This window comes from Streptomyces sp. NPDC057702, assembly GCF_042799315.1.
Lineage (GTDB): Bacteria > Actinomycetota > Actinomycetes > Streptomycetales > Streptomycetaceae > Streptomyces.
In genome coordinates this window covers 141701-161892 of record NZ_JBHVJC010000014.1, presented here as the reverse complement: position 1 = coordinate 161892, position 20192 = coordinate 141701, and the positions used below count along the sequence as shown (strand labels likewise).

The following is a 20192-nucleotide window of genomic DNA, read 5'->3' as shown; positions in this document are numbered from 1 at the left end:
TCGGCGGCGCGGGCGGTTGGCCGGGTCGCGGACGCGGCTCGTAGGCTGGTGGGCCCGGCGGTCGCGGCCGGTGGGCGACCGGCACGCACCCGGACGCGGAACGGTGGGGGATATGAGGCCGGGTGGCGGGCCGGGAGGCAGGTCGCGTGACGGGGTGCGGGGGACGCCGCGGCCATCGGGACCGCGGCGCGGCGCATGGCGTCGCGGCGGGTCAGCTCGTACGAAAGAGGAGCAGCGCAACGTGAGTGCCGTGTCCGCGGCGGCCGTGCCCGCCCGTGCCGCAGCCGAGTCGGGCGAGGGCGCCCGGGAGTGGGCCGCCGTCAGCGAGCCGGCCCCGCTCGCGGCGCGGGCGCGGCTGCTGCCCGCGCTCGCCGCCGTCTACCGGGCCCAGCTCTCCCGGGCCCGGGTGGCCCGTATCCCGCTGCTGTTCGTGGCGACCTTCCAGTCGATCGGCATCATGATCCTGATGCGCGGGGTCGTCGACGGCGGCAGCGAGGCGCGCGCCGTGGTCTCCGGGGCCAGCGTGCTGGTCGTCGCGTTCGTCGCGCTCAACCTGCTGGCCCAGTACTTCGGAGCGCTGCGCGCCAGCGGCGGCCTCGACCACTACGCGACGCTGCCGGTCCCGCCGGCCGCCGTGGTGCTCGGCGCGGCCGGCGCGTACGCCTCCTTCACCGTGCCGGGCACCATCGTCACGGCCGTCGCCGGCAGCGTCCTGTTCGGGCTGCCGCTGACGCACCTGTGGGTGTTGCTCGCGGTGATCCCGCTGGCCGGCGCGGCGCTCGCCGGACTCGGCGCGGCCCTGGGACTGCTCGCGCCGCGCCCCGAACTGGCCACGCTCTGCGGACAGCTCGGCATGTCCGCGGCCCTGCTGCTCGGCGTGCTGCCCGCCGAACGGATGCCCGCCGTGGTGACGTACGCCCGCGACCTGCTGCCGTCGACGTACGGTGTGGAGGCACTGGCCCGCACCTTCGACGCGCACCCCGACTGGCTGGCCGTGGGGCTCGACCTCGGGGTGTGTGCCGTGGTGGGCGTCGTCTCGCTGGCCGTGGCCACCTGGGCCTATCGCAGGGCGGCGGTGCGGTGACCCGCTCCCGACGTGCCGCCTGCCGCCACACACCCCCCGCCCACCTGGCACGATGACGGAGTGACCGCACCGTTGACACCCTCTGACCCACCCCCGTCGCACTCCGGCTCGCAGCCCCGTCCGGAGCATGAGACCCCCGCCCACGAGCCGCACGGCGCGCGGGAGGCCGGGGGCCGGAGCGCCCGGCACGGCCTGCACACGGAGCTGCGGGACGCCGCCGTCATCACGGGCGCCCTGACGGCCGTCGGAGCGTTGCTCGGCGCGTTGTGGGTGTGGTGGGCGCCGCGTGTGCAGATGGTGCTCATCGGCAACGCCGTCTACCCCAAGAGCTCCGAGAGCGAGGAGGCGATCGGCGCCGACGGTACGTTCCTGCTGATCGGCCTCGGCGCGGGGCTGGTGACGGCTGTCGTCGTCTTCTGCTTCCGCCGGGCGGCCGGCGTGCCGGTGGTGCTCGCGCTGGCCGTCGGCGGTCTGCTCGGTTCCTGGCTGGGCTGGCGGTTCGGGGTCTTCCTGGGCCCCGACACGGACATCGTGGCCAGCGCCCGCGCGGCCGGCGAGCGGGTGCCCTTCGACGGGCCGTTGGAGCTGAAGGCCAAGGGCGCGCTGCTGGCCTGGCCCATCGCGGCGATGGTGACCCAGCTCGTGCTCACCGGCCTGTTCGGTCCCCGCGACCCCGAGCCCGACGACCTCCGCCCCGCTGCGCACCACCCCGCCGACACCCGCCCCGCCGACACCCGGCCGGCCGAGCCCGCGCCGGGCGACGCGGCCCCGCGCGAGACCTCCAACCGGCAGCCGCCGCACGAGGCACCGGCCCCGCCCCGCGACACTGGCCCCACACCCCGCGACGCGGGCCCGCCGGCCTAGGCGCCGCGCCCGGCGGCGTACGGGCGCCGTGGCGCGCGGTCGGCGGCGTACGGGGGGGGAACCGGGTACGGGCGGACCGCGCGTGGAAGCCAGCCGGGGGCGGGGCCGGCGGGCCGGTCCCGCCCCCGGTGCGTTCGGGTGTGGTGTACGCCCCGGGGCTGGCCCGTGGCGTGCGGCGGTGGTGGTCAGGACGGGCGGCGGCCGTGGTTCGCTCTGGACTTGCGAAGCCGCCAGCGGCGTTTGCGGGTGCGCTTGGACATGCGACCTCCCCGGTGCGGGGCGCGCGTGCGGCGGCCCGCACTGGTGGTCCTAGCGAAGGCGCCCGCCGACGTCCAGGGGTCAGGCGCGGGCGATGGGGGCGAGGACCGCGCCGGTGAGGGCCGTGAGGTCGGTGGGGGAGAGCTCGACTTCCAGGCCGCGCCGGCCGGCCGAGACGCACACCGTCGCGTGCCCGGCGGCCGAGACGTCCAGGGCCGTCGGCAGCCGCCGGCGCTGGCCCAGCGGCGAGATGCCGCCCCGCACGTATCCGGTGGCCCGCTCGGCGGCGGCCGGGTCGGCCATCGCGGCCCGCTTGCCGCCCACGGCGGCGGCCAGCGCCTTGAGGTCGAGCGAGCCCGAGACGGGCACGACGGCGACGGTCAGCGCGCCGTCCACGTCGGCGACCAGCGTCTTGAAGACCTGCTCGGGCGCGACGCCCAGGGCCGTCGCCGCCTCCTGGCCGTAGGAGGTGTAGTCGGGGTCGTTCGGGTCGTGCGTGTAGGAGTGCAGTGTGAACGCCACGTCGGCCTCGGCCAGGGCCACGGTGGCCGGGGTGCCGCCGGGCGACTGCCTCTTCCCCTTCGCCGCCTTCGAGCCGTGCTGCGACTTCTTTCCCACGAGGGTGCTCTCCCGCCGGGTCGGGGTCTACGGATGCCGTACGGAGGCGACGGGACGGGCCCGCGCGGACGGTCGGGTCAGTTGGGGCTGGTGGGGCGCCGGGTCAGGTCGACCATCGGTAGCGAGGGGAGCTTACCGATCACCGCCGCCTCGGCGCGCAGCAGTTTCAGCTCCTCCGCCAGCCGGCTGGCGGTGTCCGGCGCCTGGAGCAGCCGCTGCTTGGCTGGTACGTCGAGCACCGCCGCGGCGGCCACCAGGTAGGAGAGCACCGACGGCTCGTCGGGCAGGTCCTGGGAGGTGGCGACGGAGCGCTCGCGGGCTCCGGCCAGACGCTTCTGGTAGGTACGAAAGGCCCGGATGACCCCGGAGGCCAGCGCTCCGGCGCCGTCGCCCGCGCTCTCCTCCAACGTCTCGACCTCGGCCGTCAGGTAGGGCCCCGAGGCGTCCACGGACAGCAGCCGGAAGCGGGTGGTGCCGGTGGCGACCGCCTCGTAGGTGCCGTCCTCCTGTTCCCTGATGGTGGCCGCGTCGGCGATGCAGCCCACGGCGTGCAGGGCGCGCATCGGGTCCTCGCCGAAGCCCGCGGCGGCGCCGAGCTCGGGCTCGGCGGTCGGGTCGGGCAGGCCGGGGGCGGTGGGCGCGACCTCCCGGCCGTCGCGGATGGCGACGACGGCGAAGTTGCGCGGCTCGTCCGACGGCAACGCCGCGAGGTCGCGCATCAGCGCCCGGTAGCGCTGCTCGAAGATGTTGAGCGGCAGCACGAGCCCGGGAAACAGCACGGTGTTCAGCGGGAAGAGCGGCAGGCGGGCGGCAGTCACGACGAGTAAGCCTAATGCCCGCCCCCGTTCCGTGGATCGCGACGTGACACCTGAGATCGCCTCGCCGCTCAACTAGTCCCGTATCGGCTGATTTTGGTGGATACGTTCCGATGCCGGGGCGCGGCCACCCCGGAGCGCGGGCCGGCGGGGTCGGGCCAGTGGCCGGCCCGCCCGGCGGCCGGCCGGGCGCGTCGCCGGAGACGGCCGCGTGCGAGGAGCGGCGGGGTGGGGGCCTGCGGGGTGGCGGTGCCGTTGGAGTGGAGCGGGGGCCGGGCGGGGTGGTGGGGCGAGGCGTGGGCCCGCCAGGCGTGGGCCCACGCGGTGCGGGTCAGTTGCGGCGTAGCAGCCGGGAGGCGCCGGCCGCGACCGTGGTGGCCAGCACCCAGCCGAGGAGGACCAGCACGGCCGTCACCCACTGGGTCGCCCCGCTCGGTGTCCAGTAGCTGGCCTGACCGAGGTCGATCACCGGTAAGAGCACGTCCAGGGTGTACAGCGCGGCGCTCCACTGCGGACCCTCGTCGGCCTTGATCGGCTCGGGCTGGTGGTGGGCGAAGAACAGGGCGCCGACCGCCCACAACAGGGCGATCCACACCGCCGCCCGGCCCGGCCGATAGCCGTAGGCCACCATCCAGTCCTGGAGGTAGCCCCACGCCTTCCCGGCCAGCGGCAGCGTCTCGCGCCGCCGCCGCTGCTTGGCCAGCAGCACCTCACGGGCGAACTCCTCCTCGCCGCTGTCCCGCAGCGCGGTGGCCAGCATCTCGTACGGCTCGGGCGCGTACTCCGGCGTGGCGGCGGCCACCCACTCCAGGCGGCGGGTCAGCGGGAAGTGGCCGCGCGGGATCAGCGACTCGTAGGAGAACCCCGCCATGGCCAGGCCGCCGGGCCCCGGCCAGCTCGTGGACTTGTCGACCAGGTTGATCACCTTGGCGCCGGAGAGCACCACGCGTCCGCTCTGCTGCCGCTCGCACAGGAACCGCAGCTCCGGCGTCTGCACGCGGCGCATCGACAGCTCCTGGTCGCTGGCCATCACGAAGCGCGCCTGGTCCAGGTCGATCGCGTCGCCGAACCGGCCGTCGTCCAGCCGCACCCCGCCCTCGCACTCGAAGGGTTGCGTGGGTATCCCGCCGGTCTGCGTCAGCGGCGTGCCGTACGGCGGGGTGGTGCCGGTGGAGAACGGGGAGCCGGTGTCGCCCGCGGGCGTCAGGTACAGCGTGCGCTCCACGCTGAGCTGCGGGGCGTTGAGCGCGCGGCGGCCGGTGGGGTTGCGCAGCTTGCTGCCGCGCAGGCTGAGCGAGACGCCTATCTGCGCGCCGCGCATCGTCAACTCGCCGTAGGACTCGATCAGCTCGGCCTGGAAGTCCTGGGCGACGTTCAGCCCGTCCGCGGCGATCGACCTGCCGTACCGGTCCGCGCGCACCACGAGCTGGTTGAGCAGCAGGTCCGTGCCGATGTGCGCGTCGGTCAGCCGGATGCCCCGGTCCACGGTGCAGCGCGGCAGGTGCAGGTCGCCCTCGGTGTGCAGGCGGGCGGCCTCGATACGCGGCACCGCGCAGCCCACCAGGCGCAGCGTGGTGAACCGGCTCTCCGGCAGCAGCATCTCCTGCTCGAAGCGGCAGTTGCGCAGCTCCACGAAGGGGGCGATGGTGCCGCCGGCCAGCTCCAGGGTGCCGGTGACGTAGACGCCGTTGAGCTTGAGCGCGGCGACCCGGCCCGGCTGCGCCGGCGGCGGCTCCAGCAGCAGCAACGCCAGCACCCGCGCCCGCACACTGCGCTCGGGGCCCCAGGCGTGCGGGCCGGTCGGGTCGTTGCGGTGTTGGTTGGGGGAGCGCAGGTCGAAGGTGCTGCCGGTGCGGAACGCCTGCCACATGCCCCACTCGGCGGGAGTCAGACCCAGCCCGTCGGGCGGGTCCCCGTCATGTGGCTCCGTCACCGCTGCCTCTCCTCCCGTGCCCGTACGCGTGTACGGACCCCATTCCCGCTCTGTGACCGGTTGAACACCACAGGTCAGGGCCAACCTAGGGGCGGGTATCAGCGTTTGATACGGCAGGACGGCGCTCGGGACACGTCTGAGACAATTGACCGCGTGATCTCCCGAATCGATCTGCGTGGCGCCGCCCTCCCCGAGGGCGAGGCCCTGCGCGCGTTGTTGCCCCGTGCCGACTTCGACGTGTCGGCCGCCCTGGAGAAGGTGCGGCCCCTGTGCGAGGACGTGCGCCATCGTGGCGACGCGGCGCTGATCGCGTACGCGCATCGGTTCGACGGCGTGCGCCTGGAGCGGGTGCGGGTGCCCGAGGAGGCGCTCGACCAGGCCCTGGCCGCCCTGGACCCCGAGGTCCGCGCGGCCCTGGAGGAGTCCGTCCGGCGCGCCCGCCTCGTCCACCGCGAGCAGCGCCGCGCCGCGCACCGCGTCCAGGTCGTGCCCGGCGGCAGCGTCACCGAGAAGTGGGTGCCCGTCGAGCGGGTCGGGCTCTACGCGCCCGGTGGCCGCTCCGTCTACCCCTCCTCCGTGATTATGAACGCGGTTCCGGCGCAGGAGGCCGGCGTCGCCTCCATCGCGCTGGCCTCCCCGCCGCAGGCGGACTTCGACGGCCTGCCGCACCCGACGATCCTCGCCGCCTGCGCGCTGCTGGGCGTGCGGGAGGTGTACGCGGCGGGCGGCGCCCAGGCCGTCGCCATGTTCGCGTACGGCACCGCCTCCTGCGCGCCCGCGAACATGGTCACCGGCCCCGGCAACATCTGGGTCGCCGCCGCCAAGCGCTACTTCACCGGCCGCATCGGCATCGACACGGAGGCCGGCCCGACCGAGATCGCGATCCTCGCGGACGACAGCGCCGACCCGGCGCACGTCGCCGCCGACCTGATCAGCCAGGCCGAGCACGACCCGCTGGCGGCGGCCGTGCTGGTCACCGACTCCGCCGCGCTGGCCGACGCGGTCGAGGGGGAGCTGGCGACCCAGGTCGAGGTCAGCAAGCACGTCGAGGACCGGATCGCCCCCGCGCTGGGCGGCCGGCAGTCCGCCGTCGTGCTGGTGGACGGCGTGGCGGAGGGGCTGCGGGTGGTCGACGCGTACGGCGCCGAGCACCTGGAGATCCAGACCCGCGACGCCGCCACGGTCGCCGACCGGGTCCGCAACGCGGGCGCGATCTTCGTCGGCCCGTGGGCGCCGGTCTCGCTCGGCGACTACTGCGCCGGCTCCAACCACGTCCTGCCCACCGGCGGCTGCGCCTGCCACTCCTCGGGCCTGTCCGTGCAGTCCTTCCTGCGCGGCATCCACATCGTGGACTACACGCGGGACGCGCTCGCCGACGTCGCCCGCCACGTGGTGACCCTCGCCGACGCCGAGGACCTGCCGGCGCACGGCGCGGCGATCAAGGCCAGGTTCGGCTGGAAGGTACCGGAGACCACCCCGTGACCCGCATCGAGGACCTGCCCGTCCGGGACGAGCTGCGCGGCAAGAGCCCCTACGGCGCGCCGCAGCTCGACGTTCCGGTCCGGCTGAACACCAACGAGAACCCCTACCCGCTGCCCGCCGAGCTGGTGGCCGACATCGCCGAGCGGGTCGCCGAGGCGGCCCGCGGCCTCAACCGCTACCCCGACCGGGACGCGGTCGAGCTGCGCGCGGGCCTGGCCGCCTACCTGACCCGCACCGCCGGCCACCCGGTGGAGCCGGCCAACGTGTGGGCCGCCAACGGCTCCAACGAGATCATCCAGCAGCTCCTGCAGACCTTCGGCGGCCCCGGCCGCACCGCGATCGGCTTCGAGCCCTCATACTCGATGCACGCCCTGATCGCGCGCGGCACCGGCACCGGCTGGGTCTCCGGGCCCAGGCGCGCGGACTTCACCATCGACGTGGCCGCCGCCACCGCCGAGATCGCCCGGCTGCGCCCGCACGTGGTCTTCGTCTGCTCGCCGAACAACCCGACCGGCACCGCCGTCGCCGCCGAGACCGTGCTCGCCCTCCACGAGGCGGCGCAGGCGGCCCGCGAGCGGGGCGCGTTGGTAGTGGTGGACGAGGCGTACGGCGAGTTCAGCCACCAGCCCTCGCTGCTGCCGCTGATCGCCGGCCGGCCACGACTCGTGCTGAGTCGCACCATGTCCAAGGCGTTCGGCGCGGCCGGACTGCGGCTCGGCTACCTGGCCGCCGACCCGGCCGTGGTGGACGCCGTCCAGCTGGTGCGCCTGCCGTACCACCTGTCCGCCGTCACTCAGGCCACCGCGCTGGCCGCCCTCGACCACACCGATACGCTGCTCGGGTACGTCGAGCAGCTCAAGAGCGAGCGGGACCGCCTGGTGACCGAGCTGCGCGCGATCGGCTGCCCGGTCGTCGACTCGGACGCCAACTTCGTCCAGTTCGCTCTCCCCCCGGCCCTGGTGGGCCACTGGGGTGAGCCCGGGGCCGACTCGCACGGCATGTGGCAGGCGATCCTCGACCACGGCGTGCTGGTCCGCGACAACGGTGTGCCGGGCTGGCTGCGGGTGAGCGCCGGGACCCCGGCGGAGAACGACGCGTTCCTGGACGCGGTCCGGGCGGTAGTGAAGGAGAACGAGCGATGACCCGCGTAGGACGCGTGGAGCGCACCACCAAGGAGACCTCCGTCCTGGTCGAGATCGACCTGGACGGCACCGGGCGTACCGAGATCTCCACCGGTGTCGGCTTCTACGACCACATGCTCGACCAGCTCGGCCGGCACGGCCTCTTCGACCTCACCGTCAGGACCGAGGGTGACCTGCACATCGACACCCACCACACCATCGAGGACACCGCCCTGGCCCTGGGCGCGGCGTTCCGGCAGGCCCTGGGCGACAAGGTCGGCATCTACCGGTTCGGCAACTGCACCGTCCCGCTGGACGAGTCGCTCGCCCAGGTCACCGTGGACCTCTCCGGCCGCCCCTACCTGGTGCACACCGAGCCCGAGCGCATCGCCCCGATGATCGGCACCTACGACACGACGATGACCCGTCACATCCTGGAGTCCTTCGTCGCCCAGGCCCAGGTCGCCCTGCACGTCCACGTGCCGTACGGGCGCAACGCGCACCACATCGTCGAGTGCCAGTTCAAGGCGCTCGCCCGCGCCCTGCGGTACGCCAGCGAGCGCGACCCGCGCGCGGCCGGCATCCTCCCCTCGACCAAGGGCGCGCTGTGAGCGTGCCTCCCGCCCCACACCCGGCGGCGCGCGCCACGGGCCCGACGGCCCGTCCCGCGCCGGCCCCCTCCGGAAGGAACCTGTGAACGGTCTGTCTACCGTCCTCATCGTCGTCGGGCTCTTCCTCCTCGGCGGTGTCATCTCCTTCGCCAAGCAGGGGATGCCCAAGGGCGTGATCGTGCTGCTCGGCATCAGCGCCGCCATGTGCCTGGTGGCGGGCGTCATGCGGATCAACGGGGTGTGGGGATGAGCGGGCGCAGGCCCTCGGTGGTCGTCTTCGACTACGGCTTTGGCAACGTGCGCTCCGCCGAGCGGGCGCTGGCCCACGTCGGCGCCGACGTGGAGATCACCCGGGACTACGACCGGGCCATGACGGCCGACGGGCTCCTGGTCCCCGGCGTGGGCGCCTTCGCCGCCTGCATGAAGGGCCTGCGGGCCGCCCGTGGCGACTGGATCGTCGGCCGCCGCCTCGCCGGCTCGCGGCCCGTCCTCGGCATCTGCGTCGGGATGCAGATCCTCTTCGAGCGCGGCGTCGAGCACGGCGTGGAGACCGAGGGCCTGGACGAGTGGCCGGGCACGGTGGAGCCGCTCCAGGCGCCCGTCGTGCCGCACATGGGCTGGAACACGGTCGCCCCCGCCGCCGACTCCGCGCTCTTCGCCGGCCTGGACGCGGACGCCCGGTTCTACTTCGTGCACTCCTACGCGGTCCGCGCGTGGTCACTGGAGGTCGCCAACCCGGCGATACGCCCGCCGCAGGTCACCTGGGCCACGCACGGCGAGCCGTTCGTCGCGGCCGTCGAGAACGGCCCGCTGCGCGCCACCCAGTTCCACCCCGAGAAGTCCGGCGACGCCGGAGCGCACCTGCTGACCAACTGGCTCGACACCCTCTAGGCGCCCGCGCGCCGGCCGCCGGCCGGCCACCGTCGGACGCCGTCGCGCCCCCGCCGGGCCCGACCGCACGTCCCCGCACGTCTCCGACTCGTATCTGACGCGAAAGACTGGCACCCGATGAGCAAGCTCGAACTCCTCCCCGCCGTCGACGTACGCGACGGCCAGGCCGTCCGCCTCGTCCACGGGGAGTCCGGCTCCGAGACCTCCTACGGCGACCCGCTGGCCGCCGCGCTGACCTGGCAGCAAGCGGGCGCCGAGTGGCTGCATCTGGTGGACCTGGACGCGGCGTTCGGCACCGGCGACAACCGTGCCCAGATCGCCGAGGTCACCCAGGCCATGGACCTCAAGGTCGAGCTGTCGGGCGGCATCCGCGACGACGCCTCGCTGGCCGCGGCCCTGGCCACCGGCTGCACCCGGGTCAACCTCGGCACCGCGGCCCTGGAGTCCCCGGAGTGGGTCGCCCGGGTCATCGCCGAGCACGGCGAGCGCGTCGCCGTGGGCCTGGACGTACGCGGCACCACGCTGCGCGGCCGGGGCTGGACCCGGGACGGCGGCGACCTGTTCGCCACCCTGGCCCGGCTGGACGCCGAGGGCTGCGCCCGCTACGTGGTCACCGACATCGCCAAGGACGGCACTCTCCAGGGGCCGAACCTCCAGCTCCTGCGGGACGTGTGCGCCGCCACCGACCGCCCCGTCGTCGCCTCCGGCGGCGTCTCCTCCCTCGACGACCTGCGTGCCCTGGCCGCACTGGTACCGGTGGGCGTCGAGGGCGCCATCGTCGGCAAGGCGCTCTACGCCGGGGCGTTTACCTTGGAAGAGGCGTTGGAGGCGGTATCAGCATGACCACACCCGAGCCCGCCCGCCGGCCGGACGGCATCGAACGGCACCAGGGCGACAGCCCCTGGGAGGAGACGATCGGCTTCGCGCGGGCCGTCGCCGCCGGCGACCGCGTCCTGGTCGCCGGAACGATGCCGCTGGTGGCCGGCGTGCTCCAGGGCGAGGGCGACCCGTACGAGCAGACCCGGGCGGCCCTGCGGAACGCGCTCGGCGCGCTGGAGCGCTTCGGGCTGGGCGCCGGGTCCGTCATCCGCACCCGCCTCTACCTCACCCACGCGCGTGACGTGGACGCCGTCAGCCGCGCCCACAAGGAGGTCTTCGACGCCGCGCGGCCGGCCACCACGCTGGTCGTCGTCTCCGGCTTCGTGGACTCGCGGGTGCTGGTCGAGGTGGAACTCGAGGCGTTCGCCCCCGGCGGCGCCCCGGCCGCTCCCGCCGCCGACCCGCTCGCCGGGCCCGGCGCCCCGGAGGCCGACGGCGCGGCCCGCACCCCCGCAGACCACCCGGCCGACGCCGAGCCCGACGGCCCGGCCGGCAGCACCGAAGGACGCATCCCATGACCCTCGCGGTCCGAGTCATCCCCTGCCTCGACGTGGACAACGGCCGCGTCGTCAAGGGCGTCAACTTCCAGCACCTGCGGGACGCCGGTGACCCGGTCGAGCTGGCCCGGCTGTACGGCGAGCAGGGCGCCGACGAACTCACCTTCCTGGACATCACGGCCTCCTCCGGCGACCGCGAGACCACCTACGACGTGGTCCGCCGCACCGCCGAACAGGTCTTCATCCCGCTCACCGTCGGCGGCGGCGTCCGCACCCCCGACGACGTGGACCGCCTGCTGCGCGCGGGCGCGGACAAGGTCGGCGTCAACACCGCCGCCATCGCCCGCCCGGAGCTGATCCGCGAGATCGCCGAGCGGTTCGGACGCCAGGTGCTGGTCCTGTCGGTGGACGCGCGCCGCTGCCCGGAGGGCACCACGACCGACTCCGGCTACGAGGTCACCACCCACGGCGGACGTCGCGGCACCGGCCTGGACGCCGTCGCCTGGGCCCACGAGGCGGCCGAACTCGGCGCCGGCGAGATCCTGCTGAACTCCATGGACGCCGACGGCACGAAGGACGGCTACGACACCGCGATGATCAAGGCCGTCCGCGCGCGGGTCACCGTCCCCGTCATCGCCAGCGGCGGCGCGGGCCGCCTCGCCGACTTCCCCCCGGCGATCGCCGCCGGCGCCGACGCCGTCCTGGCGGCCTCCGTCTTCCACTTCGGCGACCTCACCATCCCCCAGGTCAAGACCACTCTCCACGAGGCGGGCCACCCGGTCCGCTAGCCCAACGACACGGGCCCGGGCGAGCTGAGCGCGGGCGCGGGGCCGCACCCCGGGGCGGGCGTGCGCACCCGGATTCCACGACACCTCGTTGACCTCCGCGACCGGACGCCGGTCCCGGCACGGCAACACGACAGGGGCGCTGTCGCACCGCGATGTCAGGGCATGGCTGACCCGGTGGTGTCAGAGGACCGTGGGCGCGGTCGGGGGTGTGTGGAGGCGGGCGGTCGGGGGTTACAGGCCCAGTTCCGCCTCGTGGGCCTGGGCGATGGCCGCCTTGTCGCCCTCGGTGTGGACGCGTGCCACCCGCTGGCGGCCGTAGAGGTAGAGCAGGGCCTCGGCGGGGTCGGCGGTGAGGGTGACGACGGGCGTGCCCTTGTGGGCGACGACGGTGCGGCCGTCGGGGGCGCGGACGACGAGACCGACGGGGCTCTTGCGGGCCAGGGCGCGGGCCGAGCGTTCGACGCGGCTCCACAGGGCGTCGGAGAAGACCGGGTCGAGCGCGCGCGGGGTCCAGTCGGGCTGGGCGCGCCGGACGTCCTCGGCGTGGACGTAGAACTCCACCACGTTCGCGGCCTCGTCGACCTGCTTGAGGGCGAAGGGGGAGAACCGGGGCGGGCCGGTGCGGATGAGCTGGAGCAGTTCCTCGTACGGCTTGGCCGCGAACTCGTCCTGCACCCGGGCGAGCCGGGCCGCCAGCGGCTTGACCAGGATGCCGGCCGCGGCGTCCCCGCGCCGTTCGCGCACCACCAGATGGGCCGCCAGATCGCGGGTGGTCCACCCCGCGCACAGGGTCGGGGCCTGCGGTCCGGCCGCCTCCAACAAGTCGGCGAGCAGCAGCCGTTCGCGCTTCGCGTACGTAGACATACCGCCACCCTACGACCGTCGGGGGTACCCCGCCACGGCGGTCGGTACCGGGTGGCGCAGCCGCGCCGCGGCGTGCGCGGCGCGGCCGTACCACCGCCGGTCGTGACGACGCGGGCCCCTCCGCAGGCCCGCGATGCTACTTGGGCAGCTTCTCCGTCAGCTTCGGACCGTCCGGGGAGGCGCTCAGCGTCAGGGAGCAGGAGACCTGGTCCTGGCCACGGATGGTGTACGTCGGCTGCGAGGGGTAGAGCGCGTAGTAGTAGAACGTCTTACCGGCCGGGACGGTCTTCATCCGGCCCTTGGCGGCCGTCTCGCACAGCGCGAGCGCCTTCGTCTGGATCTGCTTCTCGGTGCTGAAGGAGCCGGTCAGCGTCGCGTTGGAGATCACCTCGCCGTCGTGCGGGCCGCTGCACGAGCGCGTCTCGACCTTCTTCACGCTGGAGTCGAGCCCCGGGTGGTCGAAGCAGGTGCCCGGGCTGAGCACGACGTAGGGCACCAGGTCGCTCGGTGACGCCGACGTGTCGCTGGACGGATCGCTGGTGGACGGGTCGGCGCTGGGCGTCTCGGTGCCGCCCTCGACCGGCGCGCCCTGGCCCGGCGACCCGGACGGGGTCGGGATCTCGATCGACGGCATGTCGGTCGGGATCTTCGGCGCGGTGACGCTGGGGCCGCCGCTGGGCTTGTTCTTGGCGGCCTTGTCGCCGTCGTCGTCCCCGCCGGTGGCGGCGACCACGATGCCCACGACCGCGGCGATCGCGAGCACCGAGACGGCGGCTATGACCGCGGTCTTCTTGTTGTTACGGCCGGGCGGCGGAGGCGGGGGCGGGGGGTACGCGCCGTACCCCCCGCCGGGCGGGAACTGCCCACCGGGCGGCATGGGGGGACCGCCCATGGGCGGGCCTCCGTGCGGGGCGGGTGGCCCGAAACCCTGTTGCGGCGGACCGAAGCCGCCTTGGTTTCCTGGCTGATGAGGGTCGTTGGGCGGCGGCGGATACGTCATATCGAAAGCATGCCGCATGGGTGGCGGTGCACCGTCATCGGGCTGGCTGGCGTGACGAGTGCGGCGCGAGGTGCGTACAGAGTCGCACTTAGCGGGGCAACTCACCCCCGGATGCACCCACATCAGGGCCTGAGATGGCCGAGCATCGTGGGACAACCGGGACGCGGGGGACGCGGTGCCGCCTTCCGCGCGCGGGAGACGGCCGGGAGTGGTGTGGCTGAAACGTAACCGTTCGCGGAGCGGATGGTGAAGGAACGGCCGGTGCGCGGTCGCGAGGGCGGACGCGGGTCCCGGGCCGCGACGTCCGGCGGGCGGCGCGGGGGAGGTCCGCGTACGGCACCGGCGGCGGCGCGTCCCCACGGGGCCCTCGGCAGGGCCGTGCGAGACGACGGGGCGCGGGCGTGCGGGTTTGGCGCGGGGTCGCGTGGGAGCGGGGGTGGCGCCTGTGGTCGGGGTGCGCGCCCGTGCCGGTGGAACGGGCTCTCCCGGGGCCGCCCCGCTGGGCATAATGGGCCCATGTCCAGCCCCGATTCCCCCGCCGGCGTCCCGACCGGCCGCGCGAGCGACCTCGACCCCGCCATCGCGGGCCGGCTCAAGCGCGACGCCGACGGCCTCGTGCCCGCCATCGCCCAGCAGTACGACACCGGCGAGGTGTTGATGCTCGGCTGGATGGACGACGAGGCGCTGCACCGTACGTTGACCACGGGCCGCTGCACGTACTGGAGCCGCAGCCGCCGCGAGTACTGGGTCAAGGGCGACACCTCCGGGCACGTGCAGCACGTCAAGTCGGTGGCCCTGGACTGTGACGCGGACACCCTGCTGGTCAAGGTGGACCAGGTCGGCGCGGCCTGTCACACCGGCGACCGGACCTGCTTCGACGCGGGCGGCCTGCCGCTCGGGCAGTAGGCTCCGCTGCCATGAGGACCGCCGGCGCCCCGCGCGGACGCCGGCGGGGACGGGGGCACCAGCCGGCGCCGTGGCGCCGACACGAGGGGCGCGGACCGGCCCCGGCCCCGGTCCCCCCAGCGAGACCGGGGCTCGACCCCGGACCACCAGGACATTCGATGCGCACGACACGACGGGCGATGCGGGTATGACGGACGCGACGGGCACCATGGACCGCGAGACCTTCCGGAAGCTGGCGGCGGACCGCCGCGTCATTCCCGTCAGCCGCAGGCTGCTGGCGGACGGCGACACCCCGGTCGGCCTCTACCGCAAACTGGCGGGCTCCGCCCGTACGGCCGGCGCGGACGCCGCCGACACGGCCGCCGGCGGGCCCGGCGAGGACGAGGCCCGCTGGGTCGGCCGGCCCGGCACCTTCCTCCTGGAGTCGGCGGAAAACGGCCGCTCCTGGTCCCGCTACTCCTTCGTCGGCGTCCGCAGCGCCGCCACCCTCACCGAGCGCGACGGCCAGGCGCACTGGCTGGGCACCCCGCCCGTCGGCGTCCCCACCGACGGCGACCCGCTGGCCGCCCTGCGGGCCACGGTCGAGACCCTGCACACCCCGCGCGACCTGGGCGGCCTCATCCACCTGCCGCCGTTCACCGGCGGCATGGTCGGCTACCTCGGCTACGACATCGTGCGCCGCCTGGAGAGGATCGGCGACTCGGGCCGCGACGACCTGCGACTGCCCGAACTGACCATGCTCCTCACCTCGGACCTGGCCGTGCTCGACCACTGGGACGGCACCGTCCTGCTGATCGCCAACGCCATCAACCACAACGACCTGGACACCGGCGTGGACGAGGCGTACGACGACGCCATCGCCCGACTCGACGCGATGACCGCCGACCTGGCCCGCCCGGTGCCCACCAGCCCCACCGTGCTGCCGGCCGCCGAACTGCCGGAGTTCACCGCGCTGTGGGGCGGCGAGGCGTACATGGACGTGGTGCGCGACATCAAGGAGCGCATCCACGCCGGCGAGGCGTTCCAGGTGGTGCCCTCGCAGCGGTTCGAGACGCCCTGCGAGGCCAGCGCGCTCGACGTGTACCGGGTGCTGCGGGCCACCAACCCGAGCCCGTACATGTACCTCTTCCGCTTCCCCGACGCGAACGGCACCGGCGCCTTCGACGTCGTCGGCTCCAGCCCGGAGGCGCTGGTCAAGGTCGAGGACGGGTACGCGATGCTGCACCCCATCGCCGGCACCCGGCCGCGCGGGGCGACGCCCCAGGAGGACGCCGCGCTCGCCGAGGAACTCCTGGCCGACCCGAAGGAGCGGGCCGAGCACCTGATGCTCGTCGACCTCGGGCGCAACGACCTGGGCCGGGTGTGCGAGCCGGGCAGCGTGGAGGTCGTGGACTTCATGTCCATCGAGCGCTACAGCCACGTCATGCACATCGTCTCCACCGTCACCGGCACCCTGGCTCCGGGCCGTACCGCCTTCGACGTGCTCACCGCCTGCTTCCCCGCCGGCACCCTCTCCGGCGCGCCCAAGCCCCGCGCCATGCAGATCATCGAGGAGGTCGAGCCCACCCGGCGCGGGCTGTACGGCGGCTGCGTCGGCTACCTCGACTTCGCCGGCGACTCGGACACCGCGATCGCGATCCGCACCGCCCTGCTCCGCGACGGGCGTGCCTACGTGCAGGCGGGCGCGGGCGTGGTCGCCGACTCCGACCCGGCGGCGGAGAACACGGAGTGCCGCAACAAGGCGGCGGCGGTACTGCGCGCGGTCAGCACGGCCGGCCGGCTGCGCGCGACGCCCACCCGACGGGCGTAGCGGGCGCCCGCCCGGCGCGACGGCTCGACGCCCGTGCGGCGTGCGATCCGGGAGGCGGGTTCCGTGGGGGCAGGCGTTCCGTGGGACGTACGGGGCGGGCGTGGCGGATGGCGCCGGTGTGGGCGCCCGGCCCGAGCGGGTGACGCGCGGCGCGTGGGGGAGCGTCGGGGGCGGTGGGCGCGGGACGCGACACCGGCCCGGCGGGCGCGGTGACCCCCGCGCGACCTGCCGCACCACCCGGTGAGGGATAGTGGTAGGCGTGAGTACAGCCGCCGTACCCCAGCCCCGTAGCCAAGCCGAGCCCGCCGCGCGCGCCGGACGCGGCGGTGCCGCGGGCAAGCGCACCAAGCTCAGCCTCGCCGTCGCGCTGCTGTTCGCCGCGCTCGGCGCGGCCCTCGTGCTCCTCGCGTCCGGCCGCACCTGGGCCGAGGGCGACGCCGTCTTCGCCCAGGGCGACCTGCGCCGCGCGGCCGACGGCCAGGACATCACCGGCCTGCCCGGAGCGCTGGCCATCGTGGGCCTCGCCGCGCTCATCGCGGTGTTCGCCGTGCGCGGGCTCAGCCGGTACGCGGTCGCGGGCATCCTCGCCCTGTGCGGCGTGGGCACCGCCGTCGGCTCGCTGCTCGCCCTGGACGACACCGCCGCACTGGAGAGCAAGGCGGCCGAGACCACCGGCATCGCCGACACCGCCATCCACGGCGTCACCCACACCCCCTGGCCCTGGGCCGCGTTCGCCGGCGGCGTCCTGATCTTCCTCGCCGGCGTCCTCGCGCTGTGCTACGGCCGCGCCTGGCCCGCCATGTCGGGCCGCTACGAGCGGGCCGGCTCCGGCGGTGACCGCCCGCGCCGCACCCGCACCGCGCCCGACCCCGACCGGCCCGAGGAGTTGTGGAAGGCCCTGGACCGGGGCGAGGACCCCACCGGCCGGGAGAGCTGAACCCGGCGCCGAACCCCGCCCGCACGCCGTCGCGCCCCGCGCCTTCCGGGCCTCGCGCCGTCGGGCTCCGTGTCCCTTCGGGCCTCGCGCCGTCGAGCCCGAACCCACCCCGTGTCGGGGCCCACGCCCACGCCCCGCCCCCCGTGCGTCGAACCCGCCTCGTGCCTGGCCGACTCCGGTGGCGTACGGGGCGCGGCCGGGCGGCGGTGACCCCGGGCAGCCGGCGCCGGCCCGACGGGTCGGCGGTGTCCGTCGCCCCCACCGGGCACGGCGGCCTCCCACTCGGCCCACCCCAGGCTGATCTCGCATCAGCACGTCAGGGACAATGGACCCACGCAGCCCCGTGCCCCGATCCCGGGGACATCTCCCCGGCCACCCGCCAGGCGCCGTCCGGTCGCCAGGCGCGGCCCGGGGGGAGCGACACAGCGAACGAGGAGAACTCATGGCGGGTACCAGTCACGGACACACCCCGGCCGCCTGGACCGGCGTCACCATCGCCTTCATCGGATTCTGCGTCTCCGGCGCGTTCACCGTGATGGCCAAGCCGGTGGGCTTCTGGGCGGGTCTCGGTGTGGTCGTGCTCGGCGGCATCGTGGGCATGGGCATGTCGGCCGCCGGCATGGGACAGCCCAAGCGGAAGCCGCAGGTGGTGCGGCACAGCCCGCAGTCGTAACCGGCACCCTGCACCGGCCGGGCCCGGGGCGCGCCCCGGGCCCACGGGCCCCCCTTGGACGCGTACGCGCCGTACGCGCCGACCGCCCCGTACCGCGCCTGGCCCCGCGTCGTACCGCGCCTGGCCCCGCGTCCCGCGGCCTCCACGCCCCCGACCGGCCAGCCGCGCCACCACCGGGCCCCGGCACCGGCCCACCGCCGGTCCCCCGCGAGCCGCTGGCGCTCGCCCCAGCGGTCCCTTCTCACACCAGGCCCGCGCCGCCGCCCGGCCCCACGCTCCGGGGCCCTCGCCGCACCGCAGCCTCGCGCCCCGGCCCAGAGACCCGGTCCCGCACCCCGCCTCGCGGCACCCCCCGCGGCCCCCGCGCCCCGGAACCGCCGCCCACCGGGCGCCACCGTCGGGCCCGCCACGCGCCCAGCCCCGCACGCCCGGCCCCCGCACGCGGGCGCCCGCCCTCGCCCGGACGGCCCCCGCCCGCCGCGCGCCGGGCTGCGGGTGGGGCGGCGGGGGCGCAGACTCGAACCGTGTCCGCGCCGCCTCGCCCCAGCCGCCCGCGCGCCGCTGCCGCGCCGCGTCGCCTCCTGGCCCCGCTCGGGGTGCTCGCGGGTGTCCTGAGCGCCTTCGCGGTGGTGGCCGCGGTCGACCCCCACGAGCCGGGGCACTACCCGGCCTGCCCGCTGCTCCAGTACACCGGCGTGCTCTGCCCCGGCTGCGGCGGGCTGCGCGGCGCCCACGCCCTCGCCCACGGCGACCTCGTGGCGGCACTGGGTGCCAACGCGCTCGCGGTCCTCGGCTACGTCGCCTTCGTCGCCCTGTGGACCCGCTGGTTCGTCCGCGCCGCCGCTGGGCCCGGTGCGCCCGGCCCGCCTGGCACCCCCCGGCGCGCGGCCGGCCGGCTCCGGGGCGGGCTGGAGCGCCTGCGTGAGGGCCGCTACCTGTGGAGCGCGGTGGGGTTGACGGTGCTGGTGTTCACCCTGGTACGCAACGTGCCCTTCGGGGCGGCGCTGGCCCCCTGACGCCTGTCCGACACCTCGGCGGGCGTCCAGATGGTGGCGCTCCCGTCAACCGGATGCGCAACCTCGCCGGCACGCCAGATACCATCGGCATGCCTGGTGATGCGATCGTCCGCCACACCGGCGCCGACCACCAAGCTCCATCGGAAGGGGGCTGCTCGCGTGAGTGTGCTCGATGAGATCATCGACGGAGTCCGGGTCGACCTCGCCGAACGGCAGGCGCGTGTCAGCCTCGACGAGCTCAAGCAGCGCGCCGCGAAGGCGCCGCAGGCCAAGGACGGCGTCGCCGCGCTCAAGGGTGACAGCGTCAAGGTGATCTGCGAGGTCAAGCGCTCCAGCCCGTCCAAGGGCGCGCTGGCCGCCATCGCGGACCCGGCCGGACTCGCCGCCGACTACGAGGCGGGCGGTGCCTCGGTGATCAGCGTGCTGACCGAGCAGCGCCGCTTCGGCGGCTCGCTGGCCGATCTGGAGGCCGTGCGGGCCCGGGTGGACATCCCCGTGCTCCGCAAGGACTTCATCGTCACCTCCTACCAGCTGTGGGAGGCCCGTGCGTACGGCGCCGACCTGGCCCTGCTCATCGTCGCCGCCCTCGACCAGGAGGCGCTGGTCTCGCTGATCGAGCGCGCCGAGTCGATCGGGCTCACCCCGCTCGTCGAGGCGCACGACGAGGACGAGGTGGAGCGTGCCGTGGCCGCCGGCGCGCGGATCATCGGCGTCAACGCCCGCGACCTGAAGACGCTTGAGGTGGACCGGGGCAACTTCGCCCGGATCGCGCCCGAGATCCCGTCGCACATCGTGAAGATCGCCGAGTCGGGCGTGCGCGGCCCGCACGACCTGATCGCGTACGCCAACGACGGCGCGGACGCCGTGCTCGTCGGTGAGTCGCTGGTCACCGGCCGCGACCCGAAGACCGCCGTGGCCGACCTCGTGGCCGCCGGCGCCCACCCCGCGCTGCGGCACGGCCGGAGCTGAGCCACCCCGTGTCCGCCGCCCCCGCCGAGCCCGACCGCCGCGCGTTGCCCCCCTGGCACCGCGGCTGCCGGGCGCCCGCCCGTCGGGTGCGGGGGCGTCGGGTGCGCTACCACATCGGCAGCGAGCCGGGCCAGGTCAACGGCCGTCGATGGCCCGGGGCGCCCGCCGGCCGCTGA

21 protein-coding genes and 1 pseudogene are annotated in these 20192 nt (G+C 75.2%); 17 read left to right on the top strand and 5 right to left on the bottom strand.

What is annotated here, in order from left to right:
• The first annotated feature begins 241 nt into the window (after positions 1-241).
• A complete protein-coding gene (locus ACFVFR_RS13310; RefSeq protein WP_383700639.1) occupies positions 242-1084 on the top strand; it encodes an ABC transporter permease in 843 nt (280 codons plus the stop codon).
• A gap of 60 nt (positions 1085-1144) precedes the next feature.
• Positions 1145-1948: a DUF2567 domain-containing protein gene (locus ACFVFR_RS13305; RefSeq protein WP_383700636.1), complete on the top strand. Its 804-nt coding sequence runs from the start codon at positions 1145-1147 to the stop codon at positions 1946-1948.
• Positions 1949-2287: 339 nt separating this feature from the next.
• On the opposite strand, the gene ybaK is transcribed toward ACFVFR_RS13305, so the two are convergent.
• From ybaK to ACFVFR_RS13290, 3 genes are all read right to left on the bottom strand, one after another.
• Positions 2288-2824: a Cys-tRNA(Pro) deacylase gene (ybaK, locus tag ACFVFR_RS13300; protein WP_383700634.1), complete on the bottom strand. Its 537-nt coding sequence runs from the start codon at positions 2822-2824 to the stop codon at positions 2288-2290.
• Positions 2825-2901: 77 nt separating this feature from the next.
• Positions 2902-3642, bottom strand: a complete 741-nt coding sequence (locus ACFVFR_RS13295) for an LON peptidase substrate-binding domain-containing protein (RefSeq protein ID WP_383700632.1) — start codon at positions 3640-3642, stop codon at positions 2902-2904.
• A gap of 328 nt (positions 3643-3970) precedes the next feature.
• The gene (locus ACFVFR_RS13290) at positions 3971-5572 is read right to left on the bottom strand and encodes an oxidoreductase (protein ID WP_383700630.1); all 1602 of its coding nucleotides are present in this window, start codon (positions 5570-5572) and stop codon (positions 3971-3973) included.
• Between the two features lie 153 nt (positions 5573-5725).
• On the opposite strand from ACFVFR_RS13290, the gene hisD reads away from it, so the two are divergent.
• The 8 genes and pseudogenes from hisD to hisF all read left to right on the top strand — a co-directional run bounded on the left by hisD (position 5726) and on the right by hisF (position 11841).
• Complete coding sequence (gene hisD / locus ACFVFR_RS13285; protein WP_383700628.1) at positions 5726-7054, top strand: histidinol dehydrogenase; 1329 nt, start codon at positions 5726-5728, stop codon at positions 7052-7054.
• The gene (locus ACFVFR_RS13280; RefSeq protein WP_383700626.1) at positions 7051-8196 is read left to right on the top strand and encodes a histidinol-phosphate transaminase; all 1146 of its coding nucleotides are present in this window, start codon (positions 7051-7053) and stop codon (positions 8194-8196) included. The genes hisD and ACFVFR_RS13280 overlap by 4 nt, the downstream gene beginning before the upstream one ends.
• Positions 8193-8786, top strand: a complete 594-nt coding sequence (gene hisB / locus ACFVFR_RS13275; RefSeq protein ID WP_383700624.1) for an imidazoleglycerol-phosphate dehydratase HisB — start codon at positions 8193-8195, stop codon at positions 8784-8786. The genes ACFVFR_RS13280 and hisB overlap by 4 nt, the downstream gene beginning before the upstream one ends.
• Positions 8787-8868: 82 nt before the next feature.
• Positions 8869-9036 (top strand): hypothetical protein, encoded by a 168-nt coding sequence (locus ACFVFR_RS13270; protein ID WP_383700622.1) that lies wholly within the window; start codon positions 8869-8871, stop codon positions 9034-9036.
• A complete protein-coding gene (gene hisH, locus ACFVFR_RS13265; protein ID WP_383700620.1) occupies positions 9033-9677 on the top strand; it encodes an imidazole glycerol phosphate synthase subunit HisH in 645 nt (214 codons plus the stop codon). The genes ACFVFR_RS13270 and hisH overlap by 4 nt, the downstream gene beginning before the upstream one ends.
• Before the next feature lie 117 nt (positions 9678-9794).
• Positions 9795-10520 (top strand): bifunctional 1-(5-phosphoribosyl)-5-((5-phosphoribosylamino)methylideneamino)imidazole-4-carboxamide isomerase/phosphoribosylanthranilate isomerase PriA, encoded by a 726-nt coding sequence (gene priA, locus ACFVFR_RS13260; RefSeq protein ID WP_383700618.1) that lies wholly within the window; start codon positions 9795-9797, stop codon positions 10518-10520.
• Positions 10517-10921 (top strand): annotated as a pseudogene (locus ACFVFR_RS13255) (RidA family protein); the annotation flags it as partial. The gene priA and the pseudogene ACFVFR_RS13255, both read left to right, overlap by 4 nt.
• A gap of 149 nt (positions 10922-11070) precedes the next feature.
• Entirely contained in the window at positions 11071-11841 is a 771-nt protein-coding gene (gene hisF / locus ACFVFR_RS13250) for an imidazole glycerol phosphate synthase subunit HisF (RefSeq protein WP_383700616.1), read from the top strand.
• A gap of 231 nt (positions 11842-12072) precedes the next feature.
• Here the strand turns inward: hisF and ACFVFR_RS13245 are convergent, their stop codons facing one another.
• Together ACFVFR_RS13245 and ACFVFR_RS13240 are read right to left on the bottom strand one after the other, a co-directional pair.
• A complete protein-coding gene (locus ACFVFR_RS13245; RefSeq protein ID WP_383700614.1) occupies positions 12073-12705 on the bottom strand; it encodes a TIGR03085 family metal-binding protein in 633 nt (210 codons plus the stop codon).
• 136 nt (positions 12706-12841) lie between these two features.
• Positions 12842-13597, bottom strand: coding sequence for a hypothetical protein (locus ACFVFR_RS13240; RefSeq protein ID WP_383700612.1), 756 nt, complete (start codon positions 13595-13597; stop codon positions 12842-12844).
• 624 nt (positions 13598-14221) lie between these two features.
• Between ACFVFR_RS13240 and hisI the strand changes: the two genes are divergently transcribed.
• The 7 genes from hisI to trpM all read left to right on the top strand — a co-directional run bounded on the left by hisI (position 14222) and on the right by trpM (position 20192).
• Positions 14222-14611 carry a phosphoribosyl-AMP cyclohydrolase gene (gene hisI / locus ACFVFR_RS13235; RefSeq protein WP_383700610.1) on the top strand — a complete coding sequence of 130 codons (390 nt, stop codon included), beginning with the start codon at positions 14222-14224 and terminating at the stop codon, positions 14609-14611.
• Positions 14612-14819: 208 nt separating this feature from the next.
• Positions 14820-16421, top strand: a complete 1602-nt coding sequence (locus tag ACFVFR_RS13230) for an anthranilate synthase component I (RefSeq protein ID WP_383700713.1) — start codon at positions 14820-14822, stop codon at positions 16419-16421.
• A 259-nt stretch (positions 16422-16680) separates the two neighbouring features.
• Complete coding sequence (locus tag ACFVFR_RS13225; protein WP_383700608.1) at positions 16681-17358, top strand: TIGR02234 family membrane protein; 678 nt, start codon at positions 16681-16683, stop codon at positions 17356-17358.
• Between the two features lie 442 nt (positions 17359-17800).
• Complete coding sequence (locus ACFVFR_RS13220; RefSeq protein ID WP_383700606.1) at positions 17801-18031, top strand: HGxxPAAW family protein; 231 nt, start codon at positions 17801-17803, stop codon at positions 18029-18031.
• Between the two features lie 524 nt (positions 18032-18555).
• Positions 18556-19047, top strand: a complete 492-nt coding sequence (locus ACFVFR_RS13215; protein ID WP_383700604.1) for a DUF2752 domain-containing protein — start codon at positions 18556-18558, stop codon at positions 19045-19047.
• A 159-nt stretch (positions 19048-19206) separates the two neighbouring features.
• The gene (gene trpC / locus ACFVFR_RS13210; RefSeq protein ID WP_383700602.1) at positions 19207-20016 is read left to right on the top strand and encodes an indole-3-glycerol phosphate synthase TrpC; all 810 of its coding nucleotides are present in this window, start codon (positions 19207-19209) and stop codon (positions 20014-20016) included.
• Between the two features lie 8 nt (positions 20017-20024).
• Positions 20025-20192 (top strand): tryptophan biosynthesis modulator TrpM, encoded by a 168-nt coding sequence (trpM, locus tag ACFVFR_RS13205; RefSeq protein ID WP_383700600.1) that lies wholly within the window; start codon positions 20025-20027, stop codon positions 20190-20192.

Coding starts and splice junctions, on each gene's coding strand:
- hisB (WP_383700624.1), top strand. CDS start 8,193: ATGACCCGCGTAGGACGCGTGGAGCGCACCACCAAGGAGACCTCCGTC.
- hisH (WP_383700620.1), top strand. CDS start 9,033: ATGAGCGGGCGCAGGCCCTCGGTGGTCGTCTTCGACTACGGCTTTGGC.
- priA (WP_383700618.1), top strand. CDS start 9,795: ATGAGCAAGCTCGAACTCCTCCCCGCCGTCGACGTACGCGACGGCCAG.
- hisF (WP_383700616.1), top strand. CDS start 11,071: ATGACCCTCGCGGTCCGAGTCATCCCCTGCCTCGACGTGGACAACGGC.
- ACFVFR_RS13245 (WP_383700614.1), bottom strand. CDS start 12,705: ATGTCTACGTACGCGAAGCGCGAACGGCTGCTGCTCGCCGACTTGTTG.
- ACFVFR_RS13240 (WP_383700612.1), bottom strand. CDS start 13,597: ATGGGCGGTCCCCCCATGCCGCCCGGTGGGCAGTTCCCGCCCGGCGGG.
- hisI (WP_383700610.1), top strand. CDS start 14,222: ATGTCCAGCCCCGATTCCCCCGCCGGCGTCCCGACCGGCCGCGCGAGC.
- ACFVFR_RS13230 (WP_383700713.1), top strand. CDS start 14,820: ATGGACCGCGAGACCTTCCGGAAGCTGGCGGCGGACCGCCGCGTCATT.
- ACFVFR_RS13220 (WP_383700606.1), top strand. CDS start 17,801: ATGGCGGGTACCAGTCACGGACACACCCCGGCCGCCTGGACCGGCGTC.